At 38.6% G+C, this 22,687-nt stretch carries 21 protein-coding genes; 10 read left to right on the top strand and 11 right to left on the bottom strand.

Going from position 1 to position 22,687, the window contains the following annotated elements; translation table 11 throughout:
- Window positions 1–87: 87 nt before the first annotated feature.
- On the bottom strand, window positions 88–771 hold the full coding sequence (gene mnmC2, locus ABI367_RS07300) for a tRNA (5-methylaminomethyl-2-thiouridine)(34)-methyltransferase MnmC2 (RefSeq protein WP_462228974.1): 684 nt from the start codon (window positions 769–771) through the stop codon (window positions 88–90).
- 58 nt (window positions 772–829) lie between these two features.
- Here mnmC2 and ABI367_RS07295 point away from each other — a divergent pair, with 58 nt between their 5' ends.
- Together ABI367_RS07295 and ABI367_RS07290 are read left to right on the top strand one after the other, a co-directional pair.
- Window positions 830–3,511, top strand: coding sequence for a valine--tRNA ligase (locus ABI367_RS07295; protein ID WP_462228972.1), 2,682 nt, complete (start codon window positions 830–832; stop codon window positions 3,509–3,511).
- Window positions 3,512–3,585: 74 nt separating this feature from the next.
- Window positions 3,586–5,406, top strand: coding sequence for an ATP-binding protein (locus ABI367_RS07290; protein ID WP_462228969.1), 1,821 nt, complete (start codon window positions 3,586–3,588; stop codon window positions 5,404–5,406).
- A 6-nt stretch (window positions 5,407–5,412) separates the two neighbouring features.
- On the opposite strand, the gene ABI367_RS07285 is transcribed toward ABI367_RS07290, so the two are convergent.
- On the bottom strand, window positions 5,413–5,865 hold the full coding sequence (locus ABI367_RS07285) for a type I restriction enzyme HsdR N-terminal domain-containing protein (protein ID WP_462228967.1): 453 nt from the start codon (window positions 5,863–5,865) through the stop codon (window positions 5,413–5,415).
- A gap of 160 nt (window positions 5,866–6,025) precedes the next feature.
- On the opposite strand from ABI367_RS07285, the gene holA reads away from it, so the two are divergent.
- Window positions 6,026–7,048: a DNA polymerase III subunit delta gene (gene holA, locus ABI367_RS07280; RefSeq protein ID WP_462228965.1), complete on the top strand. Its 1,023-nt coding sequence runs from the start codon at window positions 6,026–6,028 to the stop codon at window positions 7,046–7,048.
- A 21-nt stretch (window positions 7,049–7,069) separates the two neighbouring features.
- Window positions 7,070–8,125 carry an NHL repeat-containing protein gene (locus ABI367_RS07275; protein ID WP_462228963.1) on the top strand — a complete coding sequence of 352 codons (1,056 nt, stop codon included), beginning with the start codon at window positions 7,070–7,072 and terminating at the stop codon, window positions 8,123–8,125.
- 107 nt (window positions 8,126–8,232) lie between these two features.
- Here ABI367_RS07275 and ABI367_RS07270 read toward each other — a convergent pair whose 3' ends face one another.
- From ABI367_RS07270 to ABI367_RS07250, 5 genes are all read right to left on the bottom strand, one after another.
- Window positions 8,233–10,608: a glycoside hydrolase family 3 N-terminal domain-containing protein gene (locus tag ABI367_RS07270; RefSeq protein ID WP_462228961.1), complete on the bottom strand. Its 2,376-nt coding sequence runs from the start codon at window positions 10,606–10,608 to the stop codon at window positions 8,233–8,235.
- Between the two features lie 221 nt (window positions 10,609–10,829).
- Window positions 10,830–11,651, bottom strand: coding sequence for a DUF4097 family beta strand repeat-containing protein (locus ABI367_RS07265; protein ID WP_462228959.1), 822 nt, complete (start codon window positions 11,649–11,651; stop codon window positions 10,830–10,832).
- A 26-nt stretch (window positions 11,652–11,677) separates the two neighbouring features.
- Window positions 11,678–12,487 (bottom strand): hypothetical protein, encoded by an 810-nt coding sequence (locus tag ABI367_RS07260; RefSeq protein WP_462228957.1) that lies wholly within the window; start codon window positions 12,485–12,487, stop codon window positions 11,678–11,680.
- A gap of 10 nt (window positions 12,488–12,497) precedes the next feature.
- On the bottom strand, window positions 12,498–13,352 hold the full coding sequence (locus ABI367_RS07255; RefSeq protein WP_462228955.1) for a HEAT repeat domain-containing protein: 855 nt from the start codon (window positions 13,350–13,352) through the stop codon (window positions 12,498–12,500).
- The gene (locus ABI367_RS07250; protein WP_462228953.1) at window positions 13,349–13,870 is read right to left on the bottom strand and encodes an RNA polymerase sigma factor; all 522 of its coding nucleotides are present in this window, start codon (window positions 13,868–13,870) and stop codon (window positions 13,349–13,351) included. The genes ABI367_RS07255 and ABI367_RS07250 overlap by 4 nt, the downstream gene beginning before the upstream one ends.
- A 104-nt stretch (window positions 13,871–13,974) precedes the next feature.
- Between ABI367_RS07250 and ABI367_RS07245 the strand changes: the two genes are divergently transcribed.
- Together ABI367_RS07245 and ABI367_RS07240 are read left to right on the top strand one after the other, a co-directional pair.
- Complete coding sequence (locus tag ABI367_RS07245) at window positions 13,975–14,379, top strand: EVE domain-containing protein (RefSeq protein WP_462228951.1); 405 nt, start codon at window positions 13,975–13,977, stop codon at window positions 14,377–14,379.
- Window positions 14,380–14,397: 18 nt separating this feature from the next.
- On the top strand, window positions 14,398–15,381 hold the full coding sequence (locus tag ABI367_RS07240; protein ID WP_462228949.1) for an aldo/keto reductase: 984 nt from the start codon (window positions 14,398–14,400) through the stop codon (window positions 15,379–15,381).
- Here ABI367_RS07240 and ABI367_RS07235 read toward each other — a convergent pair.
- From ABI367_RS07235 to ABI367_RS07220, 4 genes are all read right to left on the bottom strand, one after another.
- Entirely contained in the window at window positions 15,378–15,827 is a 450-nt protein-coding gene (locus ABI367_RS07235) for an RES family NAD+ phosphorylase (RefSeq protein WP_462228948.1), read from the bottom strand. The genes ABI367_RS07240 and ABI367_RS07235 overlap by 4 nt on opposite strands.
- Window positions 15,827–16,354, bottom strand: coding sequence for a type II RES/Xre toxin-antitoxin system antitoxin (parS, locus tag ABI367_RS07230; RefSeq protein WP_462228946.1), 528 nt, complete (start codon window positions 16,352–16,354; stop codon window positions 15,827–15,829). Before parS ends, ABI367_RS07235 begins: the two co-directional genes overlap by 1 nt.
- 37 nt (window positions 16,355–16,391) lie before the next feature.
- Window positions 16,392–17,675: a tyrosine--tRNA ligase gene (gene tyrS, locus ABI367_RS07225; protein WP_462228944.1), complete on the bottom strand. Its 1,284-nt coding sequence runs from the start codon at window positions 17,673–17,675 to the stop codon at window positions 16,392–16,394.
- A 102-nt stretch (window positions 17,676–17,777) separates the two neighbouring features.
- On the bottom strand, window positions 17,778–18,935 hold the full coding sequence (locus tag ABI367_RS07220) for an acyltransferase family protein (RefSeq protein ID WP_462228942.1): 1,158 nt from the start codon (window positions 18,933–18,935) through the stop codon (window positions 17,778–17,780).
- 105 nt (window positions 18,936–19,040) lie between these two features.
- On the opposite strand from ABI367_RS07220, the gene ABI367_RS07215 reads away from it, so the two are divergent.
- From ABI367_RS07215 to ABI367_RS07200, 4 genes are all read left to right on the top strand, one after another.
- Complete coding sequence (locus ABI367_RS07215) at window positions 19,041–19,709, top strand: ACP phosphodiesterase (protein ID WP_462228940.1); 669 nt, start codon at window positions 19,041–19,043, stop codon at window positions 19,707–19,709.
- Window positions 19,710–19,879: 170 nt separating this feature from the next.
- The gene (gene rpsA, locus ABI367_RS07210; protein ID WP_462228938.1) at window positions 19,880–21,865 is read left to right on the top strand and encodes a 30S ribosomal protein S1; all 1,986 of its coding nucleotides are present in this window, start codon (window positions 19,880–19,882) and stop codon (window positions 21,863–21,865) included.
- Between the two features lie 104 nt (window positions 21,866–21,969).
- Window positions 21,970–22,197, top strand: a complete 228-nt coding sequence (locus tag ABI367_RS07205; protein ID WP_462228936.1) for a hypothetical protein — start codon at window positions 21,970–21,972, stop codon at window positions 22,195–22,197.
- Window positions 22,194–22,637: a type II toxin-antitoxin system VapC family toxin gene (locus ABI367_RS07200; RefSeq protein ID WP_462228934.1), complete on the top strand. Its 444-nt coding sequence runs from the start codon at window positions 22,194–22,196 to the stop codon at window positions 22,635–22,637. The genes ABI367_RS07205 and ABI367_RS07200 overlap by 4 nt, the downstream gene beginning before the upstream one ends.
- Window positions 22,638–22,687: the final 50 nt, after the last annotated feature.

Here is a 22,687-nt window from a genome sequence, read left to right as displayed (position 1 = left end):
TGTGCGGATTTTTTTAATGAGGGTCAATTTGAATAGACTATGGATAAACAGGCATCTGCACATTTGCACATCCACGCATTTGCACATCTATAACGTCGCCCGCAGCATTTCGCGTTTACCTGCCGCGCCGGGTATTTTTTGTATGGTTAGGCCAAGCGTTTTAAGCATACGTTTTAAATTGCCGGTTATAGCATAGGTTACAAACACCCCGCCGGATTTTAAAAATTTTATGGTGTGGGCAATTGCTTCTTCGCCCCACATTTCGGGTTGGTGTGCCGCGGCGAAGGCATCAAAGTATATGATATCATACTTGTTATTATTGTAAAAGTTTAATAATGGGGAGTTGGCAATTTGCAGTGTGCAGTTTGCATTTAATTGTATTTGCCCTTTTAAGCCATCTTCATATTTGTTTATAAAGCTTTCCCAAATTAATGCAGATACATATTGGTCATACCCGGTTTGTGCTATCATATCAGCACTTAAAGGATAAGCTTCTATGCCTGTATACGCTAAATTAATGTTATGACTGGTGCAATAATCAGCACTCAATAAAAAATTAAGCCCGGTGCCAAAGCCGACTTCCAAAATATTGGCTGTTACTGATCCCGAGGTTTCTAAAAAATAGGTTAATCCGGCTTTAATAAATACATGCAAACTCTCCTGTAGGGCACCATGCCGCGAGTGGTAATTTTCGCCTACCTGCGCGTTGTATATGGTGTTTGAGCCATCGGCGGTTGATACAATTTGTAAATCGCTTTTATATGCAGTCATGTAATTATTTAAGATAGCGAAGATAAGCATTCGCTGCAAAACGTTATTTTTGCAGGCTATGAGTATTTCTAAAACATATTTGCCTAAAGAGGCCGAAGAAAAATGGTACAGTTACTGGCTGCAGCATAAATTTTTCCGGTCGGTGCCTGATGACCGCGAACCGTACACTATTGTAATTCCGCCGCCTAACGTAACCGGTGTTTTGCACATGGGACATATGTTAAATAATACCATACAGGATGTTTTGATACGCCGGGCCCGTATGAAAGGTAAAAATGCCTGTTGGGTACCCGGTACCGATCATGCCAGTATTGCTACCGAAGCAAAGGTTGTTGCTATGCTGAAAGAGCGTGGCATAGGCAAAAAGGATTTAACCCGCCCCGAGTTTTTAGACTATGCCTGGGAGTGGAAAGAAAAATATGGTGGTATAATACTGGAGCAATTAAAAAAGCTGGGAGCATCCTGCGATTGGGACCGTACCTGCTTTACTATGGATGAAGAACTATCGGCAGCGGTAATAGATACGTTTATCCATCTATATAAAAAGGGTTGGATATACCGCGGTGTACGCATGGTTAACTGGGACCCGCAGGGAAAAACTGCTGTAAGTGATGAGGAAGTTATACGTAAAGAAGTTAACCAAAAACTATATTATATTAAATACAATGTAGTACCTGATGAGTTATCAATGATGAGTGAGAGCCTTGCTACTCACCACTCACCACTCACTACTCACTACTTAACCGTTGCTACCACGCGCCCGGAAACAATTATGGCTGACGCGGCAATATGTATTAACCCTAACGACGAACGCTACCTGCATTTGCATGGCAAAAAAGTATTTATACCATTAATAGGCCGCGAAATACCGGTGATTTTGGATGAATACGTAACTATGGATTTTGGTACAGGCTGTTTAAAGGTAACCCCGGCACATGACCTGAACGATTACGAACTGGGCCAAAAGCATAAACTGCCGGTTATTGATATTTTAAATGACGATGGTACGCTGAACGAAAAAGCTACTATTTTAATAGGGGAGGATCGTTTTGCGGCGCGCAAAAAAATAGCGGTATTGCTGGAAGAAGCCGGAGCGTTGGATAAGGTGGAAGAGTATAAATCGCAGGTAGGATTTTCTGAGCGTACCAACGCGGTTATTGAGCCAAAATTATCCATGCAATGGTTTTGCAAGATGGACGAAATGGCCAAACCTGCTTTAGATTATGTATTGAACGGCGAGGTAAAATTAATACCCGAAAAATTCATTAATACCTACCGCCACTGGATGGAGAATGTGAAGGACTGGTGCATCAGTCGCCAGCTTTGGTGGGGGCAGCAAATACCAGCCTGGTATTTACCTAACGGCGAATACGTGATTGCTAAAACTGTTGAGGATGCTTTGGTAGAAGCCAAAAAACTAACTCAAAACCCATCACTTACAACTCAAGACTTAAAACAAGATGAAGACGTGGTTGATACCTGGTTCTCGTCATGGTTATGGCCCATATCTGTTTTTGACGGGTTTAAGGACCCTGATAATGCCGATATTAATTATTATTATCCTACTAACGACCTGGTAACTGCACCCGAAATATTGTTTTTCTGGGTAGCCCGTATGATTATGGCCGGGCACGAGTTTAGGGGCGAAGCGCCGTTTAAAAACGTGTACCTAACCGGTATTGTTAGGGATAAGTTGGGCCGTAAAATGTCAAAATCATTAGGCAACTCGCCCGACCCGTTGGACCTGATTGAGAAATTTAGTGCCGATGGTGTACGGGTAGGTATGTTGCTATGCTCGCCTGCCGGTAATGACTTGATGTTTGATGAAAGCTATTGCGAGCAGGGCCGTAATTTTGCCAATAAAGTGTGGAACGCGTTTCGCCTGGTAAAGGGCTGGGAGGTTGATGATAAATTGGCAAATCCTAATAAAATAGCTATAAATTGGTTTGAAAGCCGCTTTAATCAAGCATTGGTTGAGATAGAAGATGACTTTGCCCAATACCGTTTGTCAGAAGCACTTATGGCTACTTATAGGTTGGTTTGGGATGATTTCTGCGCATGGTACCTGGAAATGATCAAGCCGGTTTATTTACAGCCAATTGATTGCGAAACTTATATACGCACCATAAGCTTTTTTGAGAATATACTGAAGATATTACACCCTTTTATGCCTTTTATAACAGAAGAGCTATGGCACGATGAATTGTTTGGAGGCAGGACTGAAAAAGATTGTTGTATTGTTGCCCAATTACCTGATAATGGGGAAGTAAATACACACTTGTTGAATGATGTTGAAACAGTTAAATTGGTTATCACTCAAATCAGGAATGTCCGTAATGGTAAACAAATATCACCCAAAGAAATATTATCCTTATCAGTAAAAGCAAATTCGGCAATAAACTATGATCAGTTTGAGCCGGTAATAAAAAAATTAGGCAATGTTGACAGCCTTACAAAAGTGGCTGATAAACCTGGCGGCGCCATCAGTTTTTTAATAGCTACTGATGAATTTTTTATCCCTTTCAGCGAAAATATAGATGCTAAGGCCGAAACGGAACGTTTGCAAAAAGAGAAGGAATACCTTAATGGTTTTTTAAAATCGGTTAATGCAAAGCTATTGAACGAACGGTTTATGAGTAATGCAAAGCCCGAAATTATTGAAGCCGAATTAAAGAAAAAAACGGACGCCGAGGCGAAGTTGAAAATACTGGACGAAAGTTTGGCTGGTTTGGCAACCTAATTGCATAACCATAGTGTTACAATGATTGGGATTTGTTTCAATCAGTCTATCGAATTATAGATTAGTAAACACAAATGGATAAAGGAATTAGTTTTTTTAACTTTTCTATTGCTAAAATTACGCCTAAGGACGAACTAAGTCTTGATAGCACGCGCATACGTATGCTGTATTATGGTTTGTTGATGGCTATTTATGTGCTTGCCGTACTGCAGGTTAATATATATTATCAGCAATTGGTTAAGCTTGCTGTTACTAACGCGATTATTCTTGGCGGGGCAATTATTTTATTTAAGTGGCTCACTTACCGGGCCAACTGGAAAGCCATTACCCATTTATTATTAATTACAGGAACCCTTTTAAATTTAGCGGATGTATTTATAGTGCTGCAAAAGGTTGATAAAGTTACCGTTGGTGTTATTTTAATGGTGATGGCATTTAGCTTTTATATGCTGGGTAAAAAAAATGGGTTTTTATATTCATTTTTAAATATAGTACCCATTGTGTTATTTGCAGTTTTGCAAAATTACTATACTTATAATATCGGTATAGTTGCGGAACATCCGGGTACTTCAACCCTCATCATCGGCCTGGTAAGTTGTTTCAGCATTATTGCTTTAATTCATAGTCATTTTTACAGTTCGTATTTGAGCACCAATAACCTGCTTAAAGAAAATTACGAACAGCAAAAAGCGCTAAACGAAAAATATAAGCTGGCTATTGAAAAAGCCGAAAAATCTTTTGAAGAGAAGGCCGAGTTTTTATCAACTATGTCGCACGAGATACGTACGCCGCTTAACGCGGTTATTGGTATGAGTAACCTGCTTATTATGGGCGGCCCGCGGCCAGATCAAAAGGAGAACCTTGAAGTATTAAAATTCTCGGCAAGCAATCTCCTATCTATAGTAAATGATGTGCTTGATTTTAATAAGATAGAATCGGGCAAACAGGTGTTTGAAAATGTAAAAATAAACCTGGGTGAACTGATGCAGAATATTTGTGCCGGCCAGATTATATCGGCACAAGAAAAAGGGCTGCATTTTAGTTTGGAAGTGGATGAAGTGTTGAGCCAAAAAGAAGTATTTGCCGAACCTACACGTATTACCCAGGTTGTATTTAACTTAATAAGTAATGCCATTAAATTTACCCACCAAGGTAATATACAGGTAAGAGTTAGCTGCCTTGAACAAAAAACAAGTTTGCTTACTGTTAACTTTGCTGTTAAAGATACAGGCATAGGTATTGAACAAGACAAACTAAAACTAATTTTTGAACCTTTTACCCAGGAATCATTAAGCACAACAAGGCAATATGGCGGTACAGGTTTGGGCCTTGCCATAGTTAAACGTTTACTTGAATCGCAAGGATTGCGCATACAGGTGGCCAGTAAACCGGGCGCAGGGTCTGAATTTTCATTTAACATGGAGTTCACGGTAGCTACCGAAGTTCAAAATGCTGCCGCAGAAATACAGGCCGACGCCATACAGGTAATTACCGCCGCTCGTGAAAATAACTTAAATGCCTTAAAAGTGCTTATTGCCGAAGATAACCCCGTTAACGTAATGCTGATGAAAAAGCTGCTTTCAAAATGGAAGATAGTACCTACCATAGCCGAAAATGGTGAACGGGCAGTTGAACTGATGCACTATGGAGAATTTGATATTGTATTAATGGACCTGCAAATGCCATTGATGAATGGGTTTGACGCAGCTGTTGAGATACGTAAAATGCACGACCCTAAAAAAGCAAATGTGCCCATAATTGCGTTAACCGCATCGGCTTTGTTTGATATAAAGGAAAAGGTTTATGCTTCGGGTATGAATGAATACGTATCAAAGCCATTTAAGCCAAGCGAGTTGCTCGAAAAAATGCAAATACTTACCGCTGCGGTTGCCTAAGTTTTTTTATCTGTACGCGGGTAGGTCATCAATAAACCTATACTGCTGTTTGTCAAAATCTATTTCGCAATAATAATGTTGCAGGCCGTTGCTTACTGCCAGTAATGCTATTTTATGCACAATGTTATAACGCGCTATCTGGTCAAAAACCCTTTGATCAATACGTACCGATGGCGCCTTGCACTCCACCAATAAAATTTTCTCCCCGGCAGGGTTAAAAATCAAAATATCCGATCGTTTAGCCATGCCATTTAACCGGTGCCCGCCTTCCAGTTTAATTAGTGTTTTAGGATAGTTTTTTTGATGTATAAGATATTGTACAAAATGCTGGCGCACCCACTCTTCGGGGGTAATAATAATATTCTTTTTCCTGATCTCATCAAACAAAGTAAGCTGCCCACCCTCGTCCGTTATTTTAAATGGATAGGGTGGAAGGTTGAGCGGCTGCAGTTGGTTCATGATTAAGTCAAAAGTAAAAATTCAAAATTAAAAAGCTGTTCTTTTTAAACCCCTCTCTAGAATAGAGAGGCTGGTCGAGCGAAGCTATGACCGGGTGAGTCAAGAATATATTTACAAACATACCTGATTTTTGACTTTTGAATTTTTACTTTTGAATTCAATGACTGCCGCTGATATAATTAAAGATCTTAAAAGTCGAAAATACAAATCCATTTACCTTTTACACGGCGATGAACCCTATTTTATTGACCAGGTAAGTAATTATGTTGAGCACCATTTACTATCAGATGCCGAAAAAGGTTTTAATCAAACCGTGTTATACGGCAAGGATACGGATGTAATGACGGTATTAGGCGCAGCCAAACGCTACCCCATGATGGCCGACTACCAGGTAGTGCTGGTAAAAGAAGCGCAGGATATGAAATGGGGTAATGATAGCGACGACAAAAAAGCTATTAACCCGCTATTAAACTATTTAGAGAACCCGCTACCCAGCACCATATTGGTTTTTTGCTATAAGTACGGCAAGTTTGACAAACGCAAAAAAACATACAAAGCCATTGAAAAATCGGGGCTGATATTTGAATCAGCTTCGCTATATGATAACAAGATACCTGCCTGGGTAGAGAGCTATCTTACCGAAAAAGGTTATAAAATTAACCAGCAAGCTTCGTTGATGCTGGCCGAATACCTGGGGAATGATCTATCCAAAATTGCCAACGAGTTGGATAAGCTGATGCTTAATGTATCCGCCGGGCAGGAGATCACCCTTAAGCATATTCATGATAATATTGGCATTAGTAAAGAGTACAATGTATTTGAATTGCAAACAGCTTTAGCTAAGAAAGACGCGTTTAAAGCCAACCAGATCATCAATTACTTTGAAGCCAACCCTAAGGCTAATCCTATAGTTTTGGTATTAGGTAACCTGAACAACTTTTTCAGTAAAGTGCTGGTATATCATTACGTGCGCGATAAATCGCCACAAAACCTGGCCCGCGAAATGGGGGTGAACCCCTATTTTATAAAAGACTACGAGCAAGCGGCCCGAAGCTATCCATTAGGCAAAACCGTACAAATAATAAGCTACCTGCGCGAGTACGACGTTAAAAGCAAAGGCGTTGAATCAAACACCGATCATGGCGGGTTGATGAAGGAGTTGGTGTTTAAGATATTACATTGAAGTAAACTTAGTATAAAGTATATGAATATAAAATTTGATAAATTAATTTGGTTGGTGTTGGTAATGGCATGTCAAGCCTGTAAAAAAAGCACTGTTCAAAATGTAGATGTAAAAGAGAAAACTGCCATCGTAAGTACGTTTGCAGGAAATACAAATATAACGTCATCAGTTGACGGAACGGGTGAACAAGCCGGCTTTGGATATATAACAGGGATTGCTTTTGATCCATCAGGTAACCTATTTGTCGTTGATGATGCTAATAAGATTAGAAAGATCACCGCTGGCGGAGTTGTAAGCACATATTTTTTAAATCTTGTTAATGGGTATGCAAATTTAAATATTTCGAATCCTGCGGATATGGTAGTGGATGGTGCAGGGAATATTTTTGCAACAACAAGTTACGGTAAGATAACAAAAATCTCGCCTGATAAAACGGTAACATTATTGGCAGGATATTCTGACGGGAGAAATGACGGTACAGGAGCCAATGCAAGTTTTAGAGAACCTTTCGGGATAGTACAGGATGTTTCAGGAAACTTTTTTATTGCTGATGCCGGAAATGGCTTGATAAGAAAAGTTACCCAGGCTGGGGTTGTTACTACTTTTGCTGGGAACATTACCTCTGCCACAATTGACGGAACAGGTACCTCTGCCAGTTTTAAATCGCCAACTGGAATTTGCATTGATAGTAAGGGTAACATCTTTGTGTCTGATAACGCAGCTAATGTGATCAGGAAGATTACCCCAGCTGGTGTTGTTACCACTTTTGCCGGTAACGGTACAAAAGGATTTGTTGATGGCACAGGTACTGCTGCAAGCTTTAGTATACCTCAAGGTATGACTATTGATGCCTTAGATAATTTATATATTGCCGATAGTGGTAATTATGCCATAAGAAAAGTAACACCCAACGGAGTTGTCACTACCGTGGCCGGTACCGGTAAATTTGGTTTTGTAAACGGTCCCGGAGCGACAGCTCAATTTTCAATGCTAATAGATGTAGCTGTTGACAAACAAGGTAATTTATATGTAGGAGATACAGGCAATAGGCAAATTAGAAAGATTACGTTTCAATAAAAAGTTAATAAATACTGATTGTAGCGTTTGTTGAAGGAGTGGGTGTTAAAATATTGAATTAACGATTGAAGATATTTTGTTTCCCATTGCCTGTTGCAATCAGGACATTAATCTTCTACAGTAAATTCTTTTTTTAATTTAATATCTTCTGATGAATGACCTATCATCACCTGAAACTTTCCGGGCTCTACCGTCCAGTTCATATTTTTATCTAATAAGGCCATATCATCGGGGTGCAAAATAAAGCGCACGGTTTTGGTTTCACCGGGCGTTAGTGTTACCCGTTCAAAACCACGAAGATCAAATTCATAAGTGGTAACACTGCTTAATTCATCTTTCAAATATAATTGCACTACGTCATCACCAACTAAATTACCGGTATTGGTTACATCCACACTTACTTCTACATCAGCCTGATTATGAACTTTTTCGGTTACCTTTAAGTTGCTGTAGTCAAATGTAGTATAGCTTAAGCCGTATCCAAATGGGTACAATGCGCCATTTACACTGGTTTTACCCCAGCCGTTTGAACCAGCTTGATTTGCTTGCGATGCAGGTTTGAAAGGAAAGTTTAATTCGATCTGACCTGTGGTTTTGGGGAATGTTATGGGTAGTTTACCGCCCGGGTTATTTTCGCCAAACAATGTTTCGGCAATTACTTGTCCACTTTGCGGGCCCGGGAACCAGGCTTCTAATATCGCAGGCACATATTTATTTTCCCAGTTTATAGTTAAGGGTTGCCCGTTTATCATAACCATTACAACCGGTTTACCAGTAGCCTGCAATGCTTGTATCAATTTTAGTTGCCTGCCGGGCAGATTTAAACTCGTCCTTGAAAGACTTTCGCCAACCTGATCAACACCTTCGCCTACCACCGCCACAATAACGTCAACATCTTTAGCTTTGTCCACAGCATCTTTTATATCTGCCTGTTCCTTTTCGGTTAATGGTGTTTCAATAATTTCGCTTTCCGGCCAGGTAGCATCAATTATATCACAACCTTTTGCACTAACTACCGTGCCTTTATTACCAACGTAATCTTGTATACCCTTTAATACGCTGGTAACTGGTTGATGGGACGGACCGTAACGGCTGGTAGCATATTCAACGTTTTCGGCAAGGGGGCCGGTTACTAATATGCGCGGAGTCTTTTTTATATCAAGCGGAAGCAGATTGTTTGAATTTTTAAGTAATACCATACTTTCCCGGTTCATTTGTAATGACATTGCTTTTGCCTGCTCATTGTAAACAATTTTGTCTGCCGCCTTAGGATCTTTTACGTAAGGATCATCAAATAAACCCAGCCTAAACTTTACCCGTAGCACATCCGCAACCCGTGAATCAAGCGTTTTTTTGGATACTTTACCTTCGGCAAGCAATTCCCGCAACGGTATAATATAAGTTTGTGGCATACTAAAGTTGGTACGCACATTCAACCCGGCTTCAAATGCCTGCCGCACTGCCTCTTTACGATCATTGGCTACATGGTGTTTGCTGTATAAATATTCCACGGCTTCGCTATCTGATACCACATAGCCGTCAAAACCAAATTTTTGACGTAAAAGTTCAGTTAAAAAATAATAGCTGCCGGTTATGGGCTCGCCATCCCAGTCGTTGTAACTACTCATTACCCCCATAGGGTGTGCCTCCTGTATAACACGTCTAAAAGGATATAAATAGATCTGGTACATTTCGCGCGGGGCAACATGCGGGTCAGTTCTTGCCGAACCGTCTCTGCCACCCTTTGGTACGCTATAAACGGCATAATGCTTTAAGGTAGATGCTACGCCTTCTTCTTGTATGCCCAGGGTCATTTGTTTACCCATTTCTGCAATATGGAAAGGGTCTTCACCATAACATTCAACTACTCGTCCCCAGCGTTGGTCGCGGGCGGGGTCTAATATAGGGGCATAAACATTGGTATAACCCAACGCCTTAGCTTCGCGGCCAACTACCTGGCCTGCTTGCCGTACTAATTGTTTATTAAAAGTGCTGCCTATGTTAATTGGTGCAGGTAGGGGAGTGGCCCGGTCATGATTAAGGCCATGTATACCCTCATTGGTAAAGTCAACAGGAATACCCATACGAGTTTCCTCTACAAACCACTTTTGTATAGTATTAATAGCGTCTGCATGTTTGCTGTAAGGAAAGCTATATTGGGTAGTTGCTGCATCGGTACGCGAAGTGAGGTTATTTAATTCTTCGTCTATATTGGCAATTCCATCTTTCCAGACCTCATTTTTCCACGACGGAGCGGGCATCTCTTCCTTTAGTACCCGTTTATAACCATACAGCGTGGCCAACTGACAGGTTTTTTCTTCAACAGTCATCTGACTTAACAAATCATTAACTCGTTTTTCAATCGGTTGCGACGGGTCCTCAAAAACATCCATTTTTCCGTTCTTGTTAAAATCAACCCATCCTTTATGGTATATAGATTTTTGTTGAGCGAAGGCAGGACTGCTGATGATTAGTAAGCCCATCACCAAGTTAGGTAAGGAAGTTCGAGAGAAAATCATAATAAAGTTAATTGACTAAAGACTAATCGATTTATAATTCAAGTACTAAGGTAGATTAAAGATGTACAACCCTGCAAATTTTGTTTACTGGGCGAACTTACTATTTGAAAAGAAAAGCCGTTGAATTAAATACCGATCATGGCGGGTTGATGAAGGAATTGATGTTTAAGATATTGCATTGAGCATTACTCTTTTTGCTTCCGTATAGCTACATTACCATATGTACTAATAATGGATATGAATGCACCGCCGCCATTGATCTTACCACTTATGGTGTTTAGATTATTAGATGCCCCATAAGTTTTAACAATATCCATATCCGAATAGATATCTCCGTTATCCACTTTTATATTTACGTTGGCTTTAATATCTTCCGGAAGCGATATGTCAAAATCACTCATGAAAGATGATAGGTATAGTAAAGCTTTTCCATCATTGAGGGGTGAGTTCTTGAACTTGATATTGCTGATGATGATCTTGGAAGTAGTAACAGCATTTGAATTTACTGTAAGTGGGCCTGTTATGTTATCTATTTCAATTAAAGGCATAGCCCCCCTAACATCCACTTCCCCAGTCAAATTTTTTAAAACTACCTTTCTGTCTTTTGACCCGGTAGCCGACAGTTTTAAATGAGTATTTCTGGGTATTTTTATCAAAAATGCTTCATGAAAACTTACTCCAAAATTTACAAGAACCCGGTCTGTGTATTCCTTTATAACAGGAGCTTGTTCCTGTTGTAAACGAAATGCAGGCGTAATTAATGACGTAATGTTTTTTAACCCCAATGAGTCCGCAATTATGTTTTTTGAAGGTGCGATATTATAAGGCTCAATAGTTAAATCGTCACCATCGTATCCTTCAATGTATAGTGATGGGCCGGTAATTGTTAGTTCTACAAGGTGGTCCTTTTTGTTTTTTAATGAATAATTTACAAGTTTGGGGGATGATTGAGCAGTTACATTTTGCGCGCTGATTATAGCAGCGAAAAATAAAATTATTAGTTTCATAGTTTTATATTTAATAATATGTCAAATTATTTTTGCTTCCTTATATAAAAGGTAGCATGCTGAAAACTGTAGCCGCCACTAAAAGTTGTTATTTTTATACCACCGCCATTTAAAGTGAGCGTTGATTTGGGTCCGGTTTCTAAATTCATATCTGAATATATTTCTCCTCCTGTAAATGATATGTTTGCTTTTAAATCTTCTGGTAGTGAGAGAAAAACATCACTTGATCCGCCATTAATAATGTAAGGTGATGGAAAATTTAAAGATGAAAAAGGCCACTCGATATTATCTTTCCATAAAATGTTGTATAGCACAACCTTCCCTTGTCTGCTATATACCTTAAACGGGCCTGCCACGTTACTGATATAAGTTGTTCTGATTGATCCCTCAGTTTGAAACGCGCCTTTAAGATCTTTAATCGCTAGATATGAATCTGTGCTGCCATCATTTGCATATATTGAAAAAAGATATAAATGGTTAGGTACTTTAATATGTAAATATTTGCATTTGGTAGTGATGTTAATTTGGTACAACAAACTATCATCCTGTAATAATTTATACCCAAGGGCATTGTCTTCTTTTGGACGGTTGCTTAATGGAATACGGTTTAATCCTTTTGCGTACTCTGGAACAGTTTTTGGAAACTTATCAGTTATAGCTTCTATTATTAGGTCGTCACCGTCATACCCTTCTATATCAACAGATGCACCATTAGTACCTAAAGCAATATGTCTTGTTTTATTTACCTGGATCTTTAAAATGTTGGTAGCACTTTTTTGTGCGAATACGCTTTCGCAACAGAAATATATTATTGATAAAAGAATGATTTTTTTCATGTCCAATATTTTAATTAATAAAGCTTTCAATACCACCCCTTATTTTGTTTTGTATAATTACATCCGTATTTTTATTATCAAGCAAGGCAAGCATTTGGGGAATGGCCTCTTTCGATTTTGTCTCCACCAATACATCAACCAGTAAACTTTGAACCAGCAGATTATTTTGGCGGCTTAAACCGCTAATTAATACTTGTTGCGCACCATCTATATTAATTAATGGCCGCATGGAGTTTATTACCATTAATCTAACATTTGGATTTGGGTCTTCATTTAAAGCCAGCTCCAGTAATTTTAATTCATCCTTACTTAACGTTTTTTTAGTAGATAATTTGCCGATAGCATCTATTCGTTCAGACACATACACCGACCGCAGTTGTTGTGCTAAAGCAGAAGGCTCTTCAACTTTAGCTTTTGGTTTTACTTTAGCAGGAAGTTTTGGAGTTATTGCTAACGGTGCTATTTTAACAACTTGCTGCTGAAGAGGCGCAGGTGCTGCCTGCTTTACTATAAGCGTTTTATATTTAATTACTTCAACCGGTGCAGCGGTAAACCTGCCTGCAAAAAACATAATTATACAAACTGCGGCAGCTGCGGCATAAAGCCATGCTTTTGATTTTAAATTTATGATTTTACCTGAGTTTTCATTTTGCTTACTAATATGTAGCATGTTGTAAAACTGTTCGTCATCATTTCCATCTACAATTGTATTATCCATCATTTGCCATAAAGCCACCATTTCATCAGCCTCTTGTTTTAACGCAGGGTCGTTAGCCAGTAAGTTTTCTAATAACAGCCTGTTTTGAGCTGATATTTTTCCGGTTACATATTCAGCTAATAGCTGTTCTATTTCTTCCTTTTTCATAATTGATTAATTTTAAAATAGGTTTCGCGTAAAGCCTGCATCGCCCTGAATACTCTTGTTTTTACTACACCAACCGAGCATCCATTAATAGTAGCTATCTCGTCGTATTTCATATCTAAAAACTTGCTCATCATTAATATTTCGCGATGCGTTTCGGGCAAGGTTTTTAAAGCTTGATGCAATGCCTGGTGCTCATCATTAATATGATCATAACTCTCCGGTATTTTATAATCAGTTAATCCGACATTCATACGTTGTTTTTCTTTTATGTCCTGGTACCTGATGTTTGAAGCAATACTGTAAAGCCAGGTATTAAAACTAGCCTCCTCTTTATAACTATTCCTGTATTTAATTAATCGGTAAAAAACCTGCTGAACATGGTCTGCACTCGCCTCTTTATCACCGTAGTTCCTGTGAAAAAAAAATTGGTATAGTTTTTTTTTGTAACGCCCGTAAATAATGGCGGCCTTATCCAGGTCGCCATTTTTTACAGAGAGCATTAAAAATTCGTCACTCATTTGTGATAAGGTTTATTATAAGAGTATTTCAAAATACATAAAAGGTTACGGAGATATCAAAATATCTTTACCTATTTAATTAACTTTGCTCAAAACATACAACAATGCAACATTGGCTGGTAAAAAGCGAACCTGTAAAATATAGCTGGGAAAAATTTAATAAAGATGGTCGCACCTTTTGGGATGGCGTGCGCAACTACCAGGCGCGTAACAACCTGCGCGAAATGAAGATGGGCGACCTGGTGCTTTTTTACCATAGTAATGATGGTAAAGAAGTAGTGGGGATAGCCAAAGTGGTAAAAGAAGCCTATCAGGACCCAACCACCGACGATAAGAATTGGTTAGTAGTTGATTTGGAACCCGTGCAATCGTTAAAAACCCCGGTAACATTAGAAACTATTAAGGCCGACGAACGCTTAAAAGATGTAGGTTTGGTACGTCAGGGTCGCTTGTCCGTAATGGGCCTTAAGCGCGAGGAGTTTGACCGTATTGTTGAATTAGGAAGTTAAATATTACATCTACATCATATGAATTACAGAGATTTTAGGGGCACCAGCGTAGCAGAAGTTGGTTTGGGTACCTGGCAGTTAGGTAGCTCGGAGTGGGGCAATGTAAACGAAGAAGCAGCTTTTGAAATATTAAAGGCTTACACCGACGCCGGTGGTAACTTTATTGACACTGCCGATATTTATGGTGGCGGGGTAAGTGAAAAGGTTATAGGTAAGTTTTTAAAAACTATTGACCAGGAAATATTTGTAGCCACCAAGTTAGGTCGACGCAGTGATGGCGAATATGGCTGGCCGCAAAACTTTACTTATAACGCTATGAAGCGCCAGGTAGAAGATTCATTAAACAACCTCGGCGTATCACAGTTGTTTTTAGATCAGTTTCATTGCATCCCAAAAGAAGAAATGCAGGCGGGTAAAGTATTTGATAACTTTCGCAAATTACAGCAGGAAGGATTGATCAAACATTTTGGTGCCAGTGTAGAAACATCCGAAGAAGCGCTGATCTGTTTAGAACAGGAAGGGTTAGCCTCATTGCAAATTATATTTAACCTGTTTCGCCAGCATGTGGCTGATGAAATATTTGCCAAAGCCAAAGAAAAAAATGTAGCGCTTATTGTGCGTGTGCCTTTGGCCAGTGGGTTGTTATCAGGCAAATTTACAGCCGATACTCATTTTGATGCCAAAGATCACCGCAACTTTAACGCCAACGGCGAAGCCTTTAATGCCGGCGAAACATTTTCGGGCATTGATTTTAAACAAGGTGTGCAATTGGTTGACGAAATTAAAGCCATGTTACCCGACGAGCGTACACCGCAATGGGCCATCCGCTGGATATTAGATCATCCGGAAGTTACCACTGTAATACCCGGCGCAACCAAAGTAGCCCAGGTACATAGCAACGTAGCAGCATCGGCACTACCGCCCTTAACACCGCATACGCATAACGAACTAAGGAAGCTGTATGACGATAAGATATACAATTCAATAAGAGGACATTTTTAAGTGGTTAGCCGCTGGTCAAAAACAAACGGCGTGGTACCTGAAATTTTAACCGCACCGGCCTCGGGATGTTGTGGGTTTAGCAAATAATTATATTCTTCTTTTACAATAGCCGAAGGCACCTTTAACAAAAGGTGCTTTTTTTCTGCCAGGAATTTATTGCCTATTTCTTTTAAGTTATTAGGCTCGGGATATTCATACCAATGCGCCGGTAATTGTTCAACAGTTATTGCTGCCACATTATAAGGCGCATCAATAGTCATGATACAAAAGTCATCGGGTAAATTAGTGGGACTTAAATGCACCAAAGCCTCCAGTACAGCTAATGATCGTGAGGAGGTTAAATATACCATAGCTCGTCCCTCGCTGTTCCACCTGCCGCCATATAAACGTGCCCCCGTTCCGGACAGATCGGCATAAGCACATTTAACAATGCGGTAAAGTATCATCAGGCAAAAATACCGTACTCAATACGGCCTAACTCTTTAAAAACCATATCAAAACCTATAGAGGTATCTAAAAGAGAAACCGGTGCCTCGCCTTTAAAAACATGAAGCGGGGTTTTCATCCAGGTTTTAAATTTATCTAAAGTGCCAAAAACTTCTGCGCCGCGTGTGTATAAACGAGCTAACTCAATGGCTTTTTCTGAATATTCAGTTTTAATGATAGTATCATCCTCGTAGCGTTGTAAAGTGCGCTCAGAGATATGCATAATATTGGCAAATTCCTGGAGAGTTAATGATATTTTTTTAGCAAGGGCCATTAAACCACGCTTAGGAAGGCCTTTTCGACTGACATTTAATATTTCGTAATCACCCATCCTTGAGTTGCCCATTACATTAAAATCACGAGCAGCATTACCTATTACAGTAGAAAATAAATCAAATGGATTTGATTTTATATTGTATTCAACAGTAGGCTCATTTACCAAACTATTGGTAATGGCTTCAGATTTATATTCTTTTTTGTGCGACATTTATACAAAAATAAACACATTTTGTCGTATTTTCAAATTATTCAGCAATAATTAAAAAATAATTTTTTTTGCCTTTTTGTACCACTAAAAATTGGTTATTTATAAGTGAATCAACTGAGTATATATCTTCTCCGGCCCCAATTTTAACTTTATTTATAGCTACGCCGCCACCTTGTATCATTTTTTTAGCTTCACCTTTTGATGAAAAAACCGCAGTATTGCCAGCCAGCAAATCAATGGCGTTAATACCTTGTTGTAGATCATTTATTGCGATGGTAAATTGAGGCAGTCCCTCAAATAAACCTATTACCTCATCGTTATTAAGTTCGTTTAAAAACTCAATACCGGTATTGCCAAACAAAAAGTCGGATGATTTGATAGCCTTTTCATATTCAGCTTCACCATGTACACGTATGGTAATATCTTTTGCCAAAGCTTTTTGCAGTGTGCGTAAATGTGGCGCGGCATCTTGCTCCACTTCTAATGTCTCAATAGTGGCTTTATCAAACAAGGTAAAAATGCGTACATAAGTTTTAGCATCCGTATCGCTGGTGTTTAACCAAAACTGGTAAAACTGGTAAGGCGATGTTTTAGCCGGGTCAAGCCAGATGTTGCCGCCCTCGGTTTTGCCAAACTTGCTGCCGTCAGATTTTTTGATGAGTTGCGTGGTTAAAGCATAAGCTTCGCCTGCATCTTTACGGCGTATCAGTTCGGTACCGGTTACAATATTTCCCCATTGGTCCGATCCGCCCATTTGTAAAGCACAGTTATGATTCTTCCATAAATAATAAAAATCATATCCCTGTACCAATTGGTAAGTAAACTCAGTGAATGACATGCCCGTATCGCCATTGATGCGGTTTTTAACCGAATCTTTAGCCATCATATAATTTACGGTGATATGTTTACCTACATCGCGTATAAAATTCAAAAAGGTAAATTCCTTAAACCAATCGTAATTATTAACCATTTGCGCGCTGTTTGCGCCGCTGTTAAAATCTAAAAACTTTTCCAGCTGGTTTTTAATACCGTTTAGGTTATGCTGCAATACATCTTCTGACAGTAAATTACGCTCGGCTGATTTGCCCGAAGGATCGCCAACCATACCTGTAGCACCGCCAACCAGCGCATAAGGTTTATGCCCGGCGCGCTGAAAATGTATCAGCGTCATGATCTGGGCCAGGCTGCCTACGTGTAATGAGTCGGCAGTAGGATCAAAACCAATATATCCGGAAACCATGCCTTTATTTAACAGGTCCTCAGTTCCGGGCATAATATCATGCAGCATGCCTCTCCAGCGTAATTCTTCAACAAAGTTCATTTAGTGCTCTTTTATAGGAGGCAAAGATATATTAAAGTGTAATATAAGGAAACACACCTCTTTAAATCAAATTGGATATGTGTGAAAATATGCGAAAAGAAATTATTGTTTTGATTTATAAATAGTGTTTTTGATAAATATTTTTTGCCATTTTAATGCCAATTGCTCTATGTATTTGTTAAACAAAACAGCAATGGATAATGATGATATAAAGCCTGTTATTACCATTATAACTATAGGTAATCTGCCGTTAAATTCAAAATAAATAAATGCCCAAACAGGAAGATGTACTAAATATAAACTATAAGATATCTTACCTAAAAACAGTGGTATCCTGTTTAAAAGAAAGGTGTTAAATTTATTAGCATTAATAGCTGCGATTACAAAACAACACGACCCTAATGTCACTAACAGATCCTGAGTTTGTGAATCTGAAAAATATTTAACAGCTCCGGGTAAGTCTACTCTTTTTATAACCTGAGGATACAAATGCGCATAGTTGTAAGCAAATAAACCTGTTAAAATCAATACTATTTTTGGACCTTGTTTTAACCAGTTGTATGCGTTAAGCAATATATTCTGATGCTTTGCAATTAAGCCACCCATAACAAATATATAAAGGAAATGCAATGTCGAATTATAACTATTAAGATATCCGATTGGAGGATCAAGATTATAGATGTTTGCTATTGTTGAAATAATGCTAATACCAAAAAGTATAATTAATGTATAAATTGGTTTTAATCTTACCAAATATAATATTACAGGAAATATAAGCGCTATACGCATTTCATGTACCAACGACCAGATAACGGGGTTAATGCTATTGGTGTTAAACTTATTGATTAATATTAAATGATCAATTATCGTATTGAGGTTGATAGGTTGTTGCCAAATTGCACTCACCCATGCCAAACCGATATGATTGTGTGCGGTTAACGAAAAGAGAAAAACGCTCAGTGCAATAGCCGCAGTATATGGAATGTATATTCTTACAAAACGTTGAAATATAAAACGCATATAAGTGTAATCAGGGTTTGATTCGTATTGGTAAACCAACACATACCCGCTCAATAAAAAGAAAAAAATAACGGCTTCGTCACCACCTGTTAAAAAGTGTATAGGAGAAAACGCGTCCATAATTTTATAACTGACTATCCCGCCTAAAAGATGGTTTAGTAATACAAACAGCGCAGCTAAGCCCCTTAAGGAATCAAGAGTTTTAACGCGCGGTCTATAAACGGGTTGTATAGTCAACATGGTTTTGCTTCTGCAATAATATTATAATTTACTAAATAGTTAGACTATATAAATATCAACATAGCTGCCAGTTATCTGATTTTATATTATATTGCATATATCACTATGAATTTTTTATCGCACTATTATTTTGACCGCCACGAACGCAACTGTTACCACATACTGGGAACGGTACTGCCTGATCTTTTAAAAAATGCCGATAAAACAATTGTGCTTCATCCCGAAAAAATAAAACATGCCGATGATGATATCAATAACATAGTTAACGGCTGGAACAAACATTTAGCTGTTGACCGCTATTTTCATTCTTCGGCGTTTTTTTTGGAGCATTCTCATCAGCTAAAAAAAATGCTGTCACCGGTAATTACAGGATCACCTGTAAAGCCATTCTTTTTGGGCCATATAGGGGTGGAGTTGATTTTAGATAACCTGTTGCTCACAACAAATAAAATTACCGTGCAGGATTTTTATGATCATTTACAAAGTTGCCAAACTGATAAAATCAAAAGCTTTTTAACTGTTGCAGGCTTAAAAGATACTACCAGATTTTTTAGGTTTTTTGAAGGATTTAAAAAGGACGGGTACCTGCATACTTATGCCGATACCAAACAAATAGCTTATGCTTTAAAGCGGATATGTATGAGAGTATGGAATGAACCTTTTACAAATGAACATGAAGCCGACATCAATGAGGTAGTTATTACCTACCGCCAAAATTTGCTGAACAATTTTATGGATGTTTTTAATGAAATTGAGCATAAAATTGGTGACTGATGAAGGACAATTTGGCCGTTACGGTAACATTTTAAGTAAAATAGCTTCTACAGCGATATAAAAGGCTTAAAAATCAGCATTTAACATCAAATTAATTTTTTTGATATAAAATTATATATCTACCTTTGCAGTCCCAATTAGAAAATTGGGAAAAGGAGATAAATTATTTAATGGCAAAAAAACAAGAAGCAGAAAAAGAATTAAAAGCTAAAGAAGCTGAACTGGGTACAGTTACAGCAACAGGCGAAAAAGAAACAATTGAATCAGAGGCTGATTCAATTTCGATCGAAGAGATCAAATCTCAGATTGCAACAGCACCCCGCGAAGATTTTGACTGGGACGCTGATGACAAGAAGTTTGGTAACTACAGCGACAGCGAACGTGAAAAAATGGAGAAATTGTATGATGGAACTTTTAGCTCTATCACCAAAGGCGAAATTATCACCGGCACTGTTGTAAGTGTTAACAACAAGGATGTAGTATTAAACGTTGGTTTTAAATCTGACGGTTTGGTATCTGTTTCTGAATTCCGTGATACACCTGACCTTAAAGTAGGTGATACAGTTGATGTATTTGTTGAATCGCAAGAAGATGCTAACGGACAGTTAGTACTTTCTCGTAAACGTGCAAAAACTCAAAAATCATGGGAAAGAATTAATTCGGCTTTAGATAACGATGAGATCATTACCGGTTTTGTGAAGAGCAGAACTAAGGGTGGTTTGATTGTAGATATTATGGGCGTTGAAGCCTTCTTACCAGGTTCACAGATCGACATTAAACCTATACGGGATTATGACGTGTATGTGGGCAAAACAATGGAATTTAAAGTTGTTAAAATAAACCACGAATTTAAAAACGTAGTGGTATCGCACAAAGTGCTTATTGAAGACGACTTAGAAAACCAAAAAACCGAGATAGTTGCCAAACTTGAAAAAGGCCAGGTACTTGAAGGTACCGTTAAAAACATTACCGACTTTGGTGTATTTATTGACCTTGGTGGTGTTGACGGTTTATTACACATCACTGATATTTCATGGGGACGTATTGAACACCCACGCGAAGTATTAGCATTGGACCAAAAAATCAATGTGGTTGTTCTTGACTTTGATGACGAGAAAAAACGTATTGCTTTAGGTTTAAAACAATTAACAGCTCATCCTTGGCAAAGCCTTGACGATACTATCGTTGTAGGTTCAAAAGTTAAGGGCCGTATAGTTACTGTTGCTGATTATGGCGCTTTCTTAGAAATTATTCCGGGTGTTGAAGGTTTGATACACGTGTCAGAAATGTCATGGTCTCAAAACTTACGCAATCCTCAGGAATTCCTGAAAGTTGGCGACGAAGTTGAAGCACAGGTATTGACATTAGATCGCGACGAGCGTAAAATGTCATTAGGCATTAAACAACTTACCCCTGATCCTTGGCAAAATGCTGCCGACCGTTATGCGGTTGGTACGCAACACGTAGCTACAGTTAAAAACATGACCAACTTTGGTGTGTTTGTTGAACTGGAAGACGGCATTGACGGTTTAATTCACATCTCCGATCTTTCATGGTCTAAAAAAGTAAATCACCCTAATGAATTTACCAAAGTTGGTGAGAAATTAGACGTGGTTGTTTTAGAACTGGATGTAGAGAACCGCAAATTAAGCCTGGGCCACAAACAACTGGAAGAAAACCCTTGGGATACTTTTGAAACCATCTTCACTATTGATTCAATACATGAAGGTACCGTGTTAAAAGTAACTGAAAAAGGTGCTATAGTTGCTTTACCTTATGGTGTTGAAGGCTTTGTGCCAACCAAACACCTGGTTAAAGAAGATGGCAAGAGCTTAAAAGGCGAAGAAGTTGCTGAGTTCAAGATCATTGAATTTAACAAGGAAAACAAACGTATCGTTATTTCACACTCACGTATATGGGAAGAAGCTCGTGCTGATGCCCGTGTGCAGGAATTTGAAAACCGTAAAAAAGAAGCAAAATCTGCAACTAACGCGGTTAAGAAAGTGAAAGACTCAGTAGAGAAATCAACTTTAGGTGATCTATCTGTTCTTGCTCAATTGAAAGAACAAATGGAAGGCGCAGAAACTAAAGCAGCTGTTAAAAAAGCAGCAGCCAAAAAAGCTGAAACCGCACCAACTGACGAAGAGGCTAAATAAGCTTCGATACTTTTAAATTATACAAGCCCCCATGGTAATCCGTGGGGGCTTTTTTGTGATTTATAAAGTATTATTGTAAATTTGATTATAGAAAGGGGCATAAAGTGGAAAGAAGAAACAATAAAATATCAGAAGAAGTTAGTCCGTTTCCCGGTCATCGATCATATTCCATAGCTGATATAATAGCTGCCGGTGGCGCAACTGCTTTTGCCAATAAAATGGGTAAAAGTCCTGAATCTATCGGGAGCCGGTTGAAAGCATTACCAAAAGATGCTTTTCTTACTGAAGAGGAGGCCTCTGAAGCGATAAAAATGCTGAGTGAAGGCAAATGAACTTATTGCTCGATACCAATATTCTAATTTATCTTGCCAAAGATCCAAGTCGTAAGTTTTTGGCACAAATAATTGATCCTGAGAATCAAAAGATATTTATTTCTATCGTCTCAATTGGCGAATTGAAATCAATTGCATTACAAAATAATTGGGGCAAAAAGAAATGGCAGGTAATAAATTCAATATTAGATGAAGCTATAATTGTTGAGGTTAACGAGGTTTTAGCAGATACCTATGCCGAGATAGATTCTTTTTCTCAACGACGAAATCCAGCTTATTTAAACTATCCTTTTGCAACACCAAGAAATATGGGGAAGAATGATTTGTGGATAGCCTCCATTGCAGCATTGCTTGGTTTGAAATTAGTAACTACTGATACCGACTTTAATCACCTGCATCAAATATTTATAGAAGTTGAATTGATAAAGCCAAATGCATAACACATAATAAGCTTTAGGACAACTTTTAAATTATACAAGCCCCACGGTTT

It is taken from the genome of Mucilaginibacter sp., assembly GCF_039935595.1.
Classification (GTDB): domain Bacteria; phylum Bacteroidota; class Bacteroidia; order Sphingobacteriales; family Sphingobacteriaceae; genus Mucilaginibacter.
Note: the sequence above shows the minus strand (reverse complement) of the source record. Positions and strands in the feature narration are given on the sequence as shown.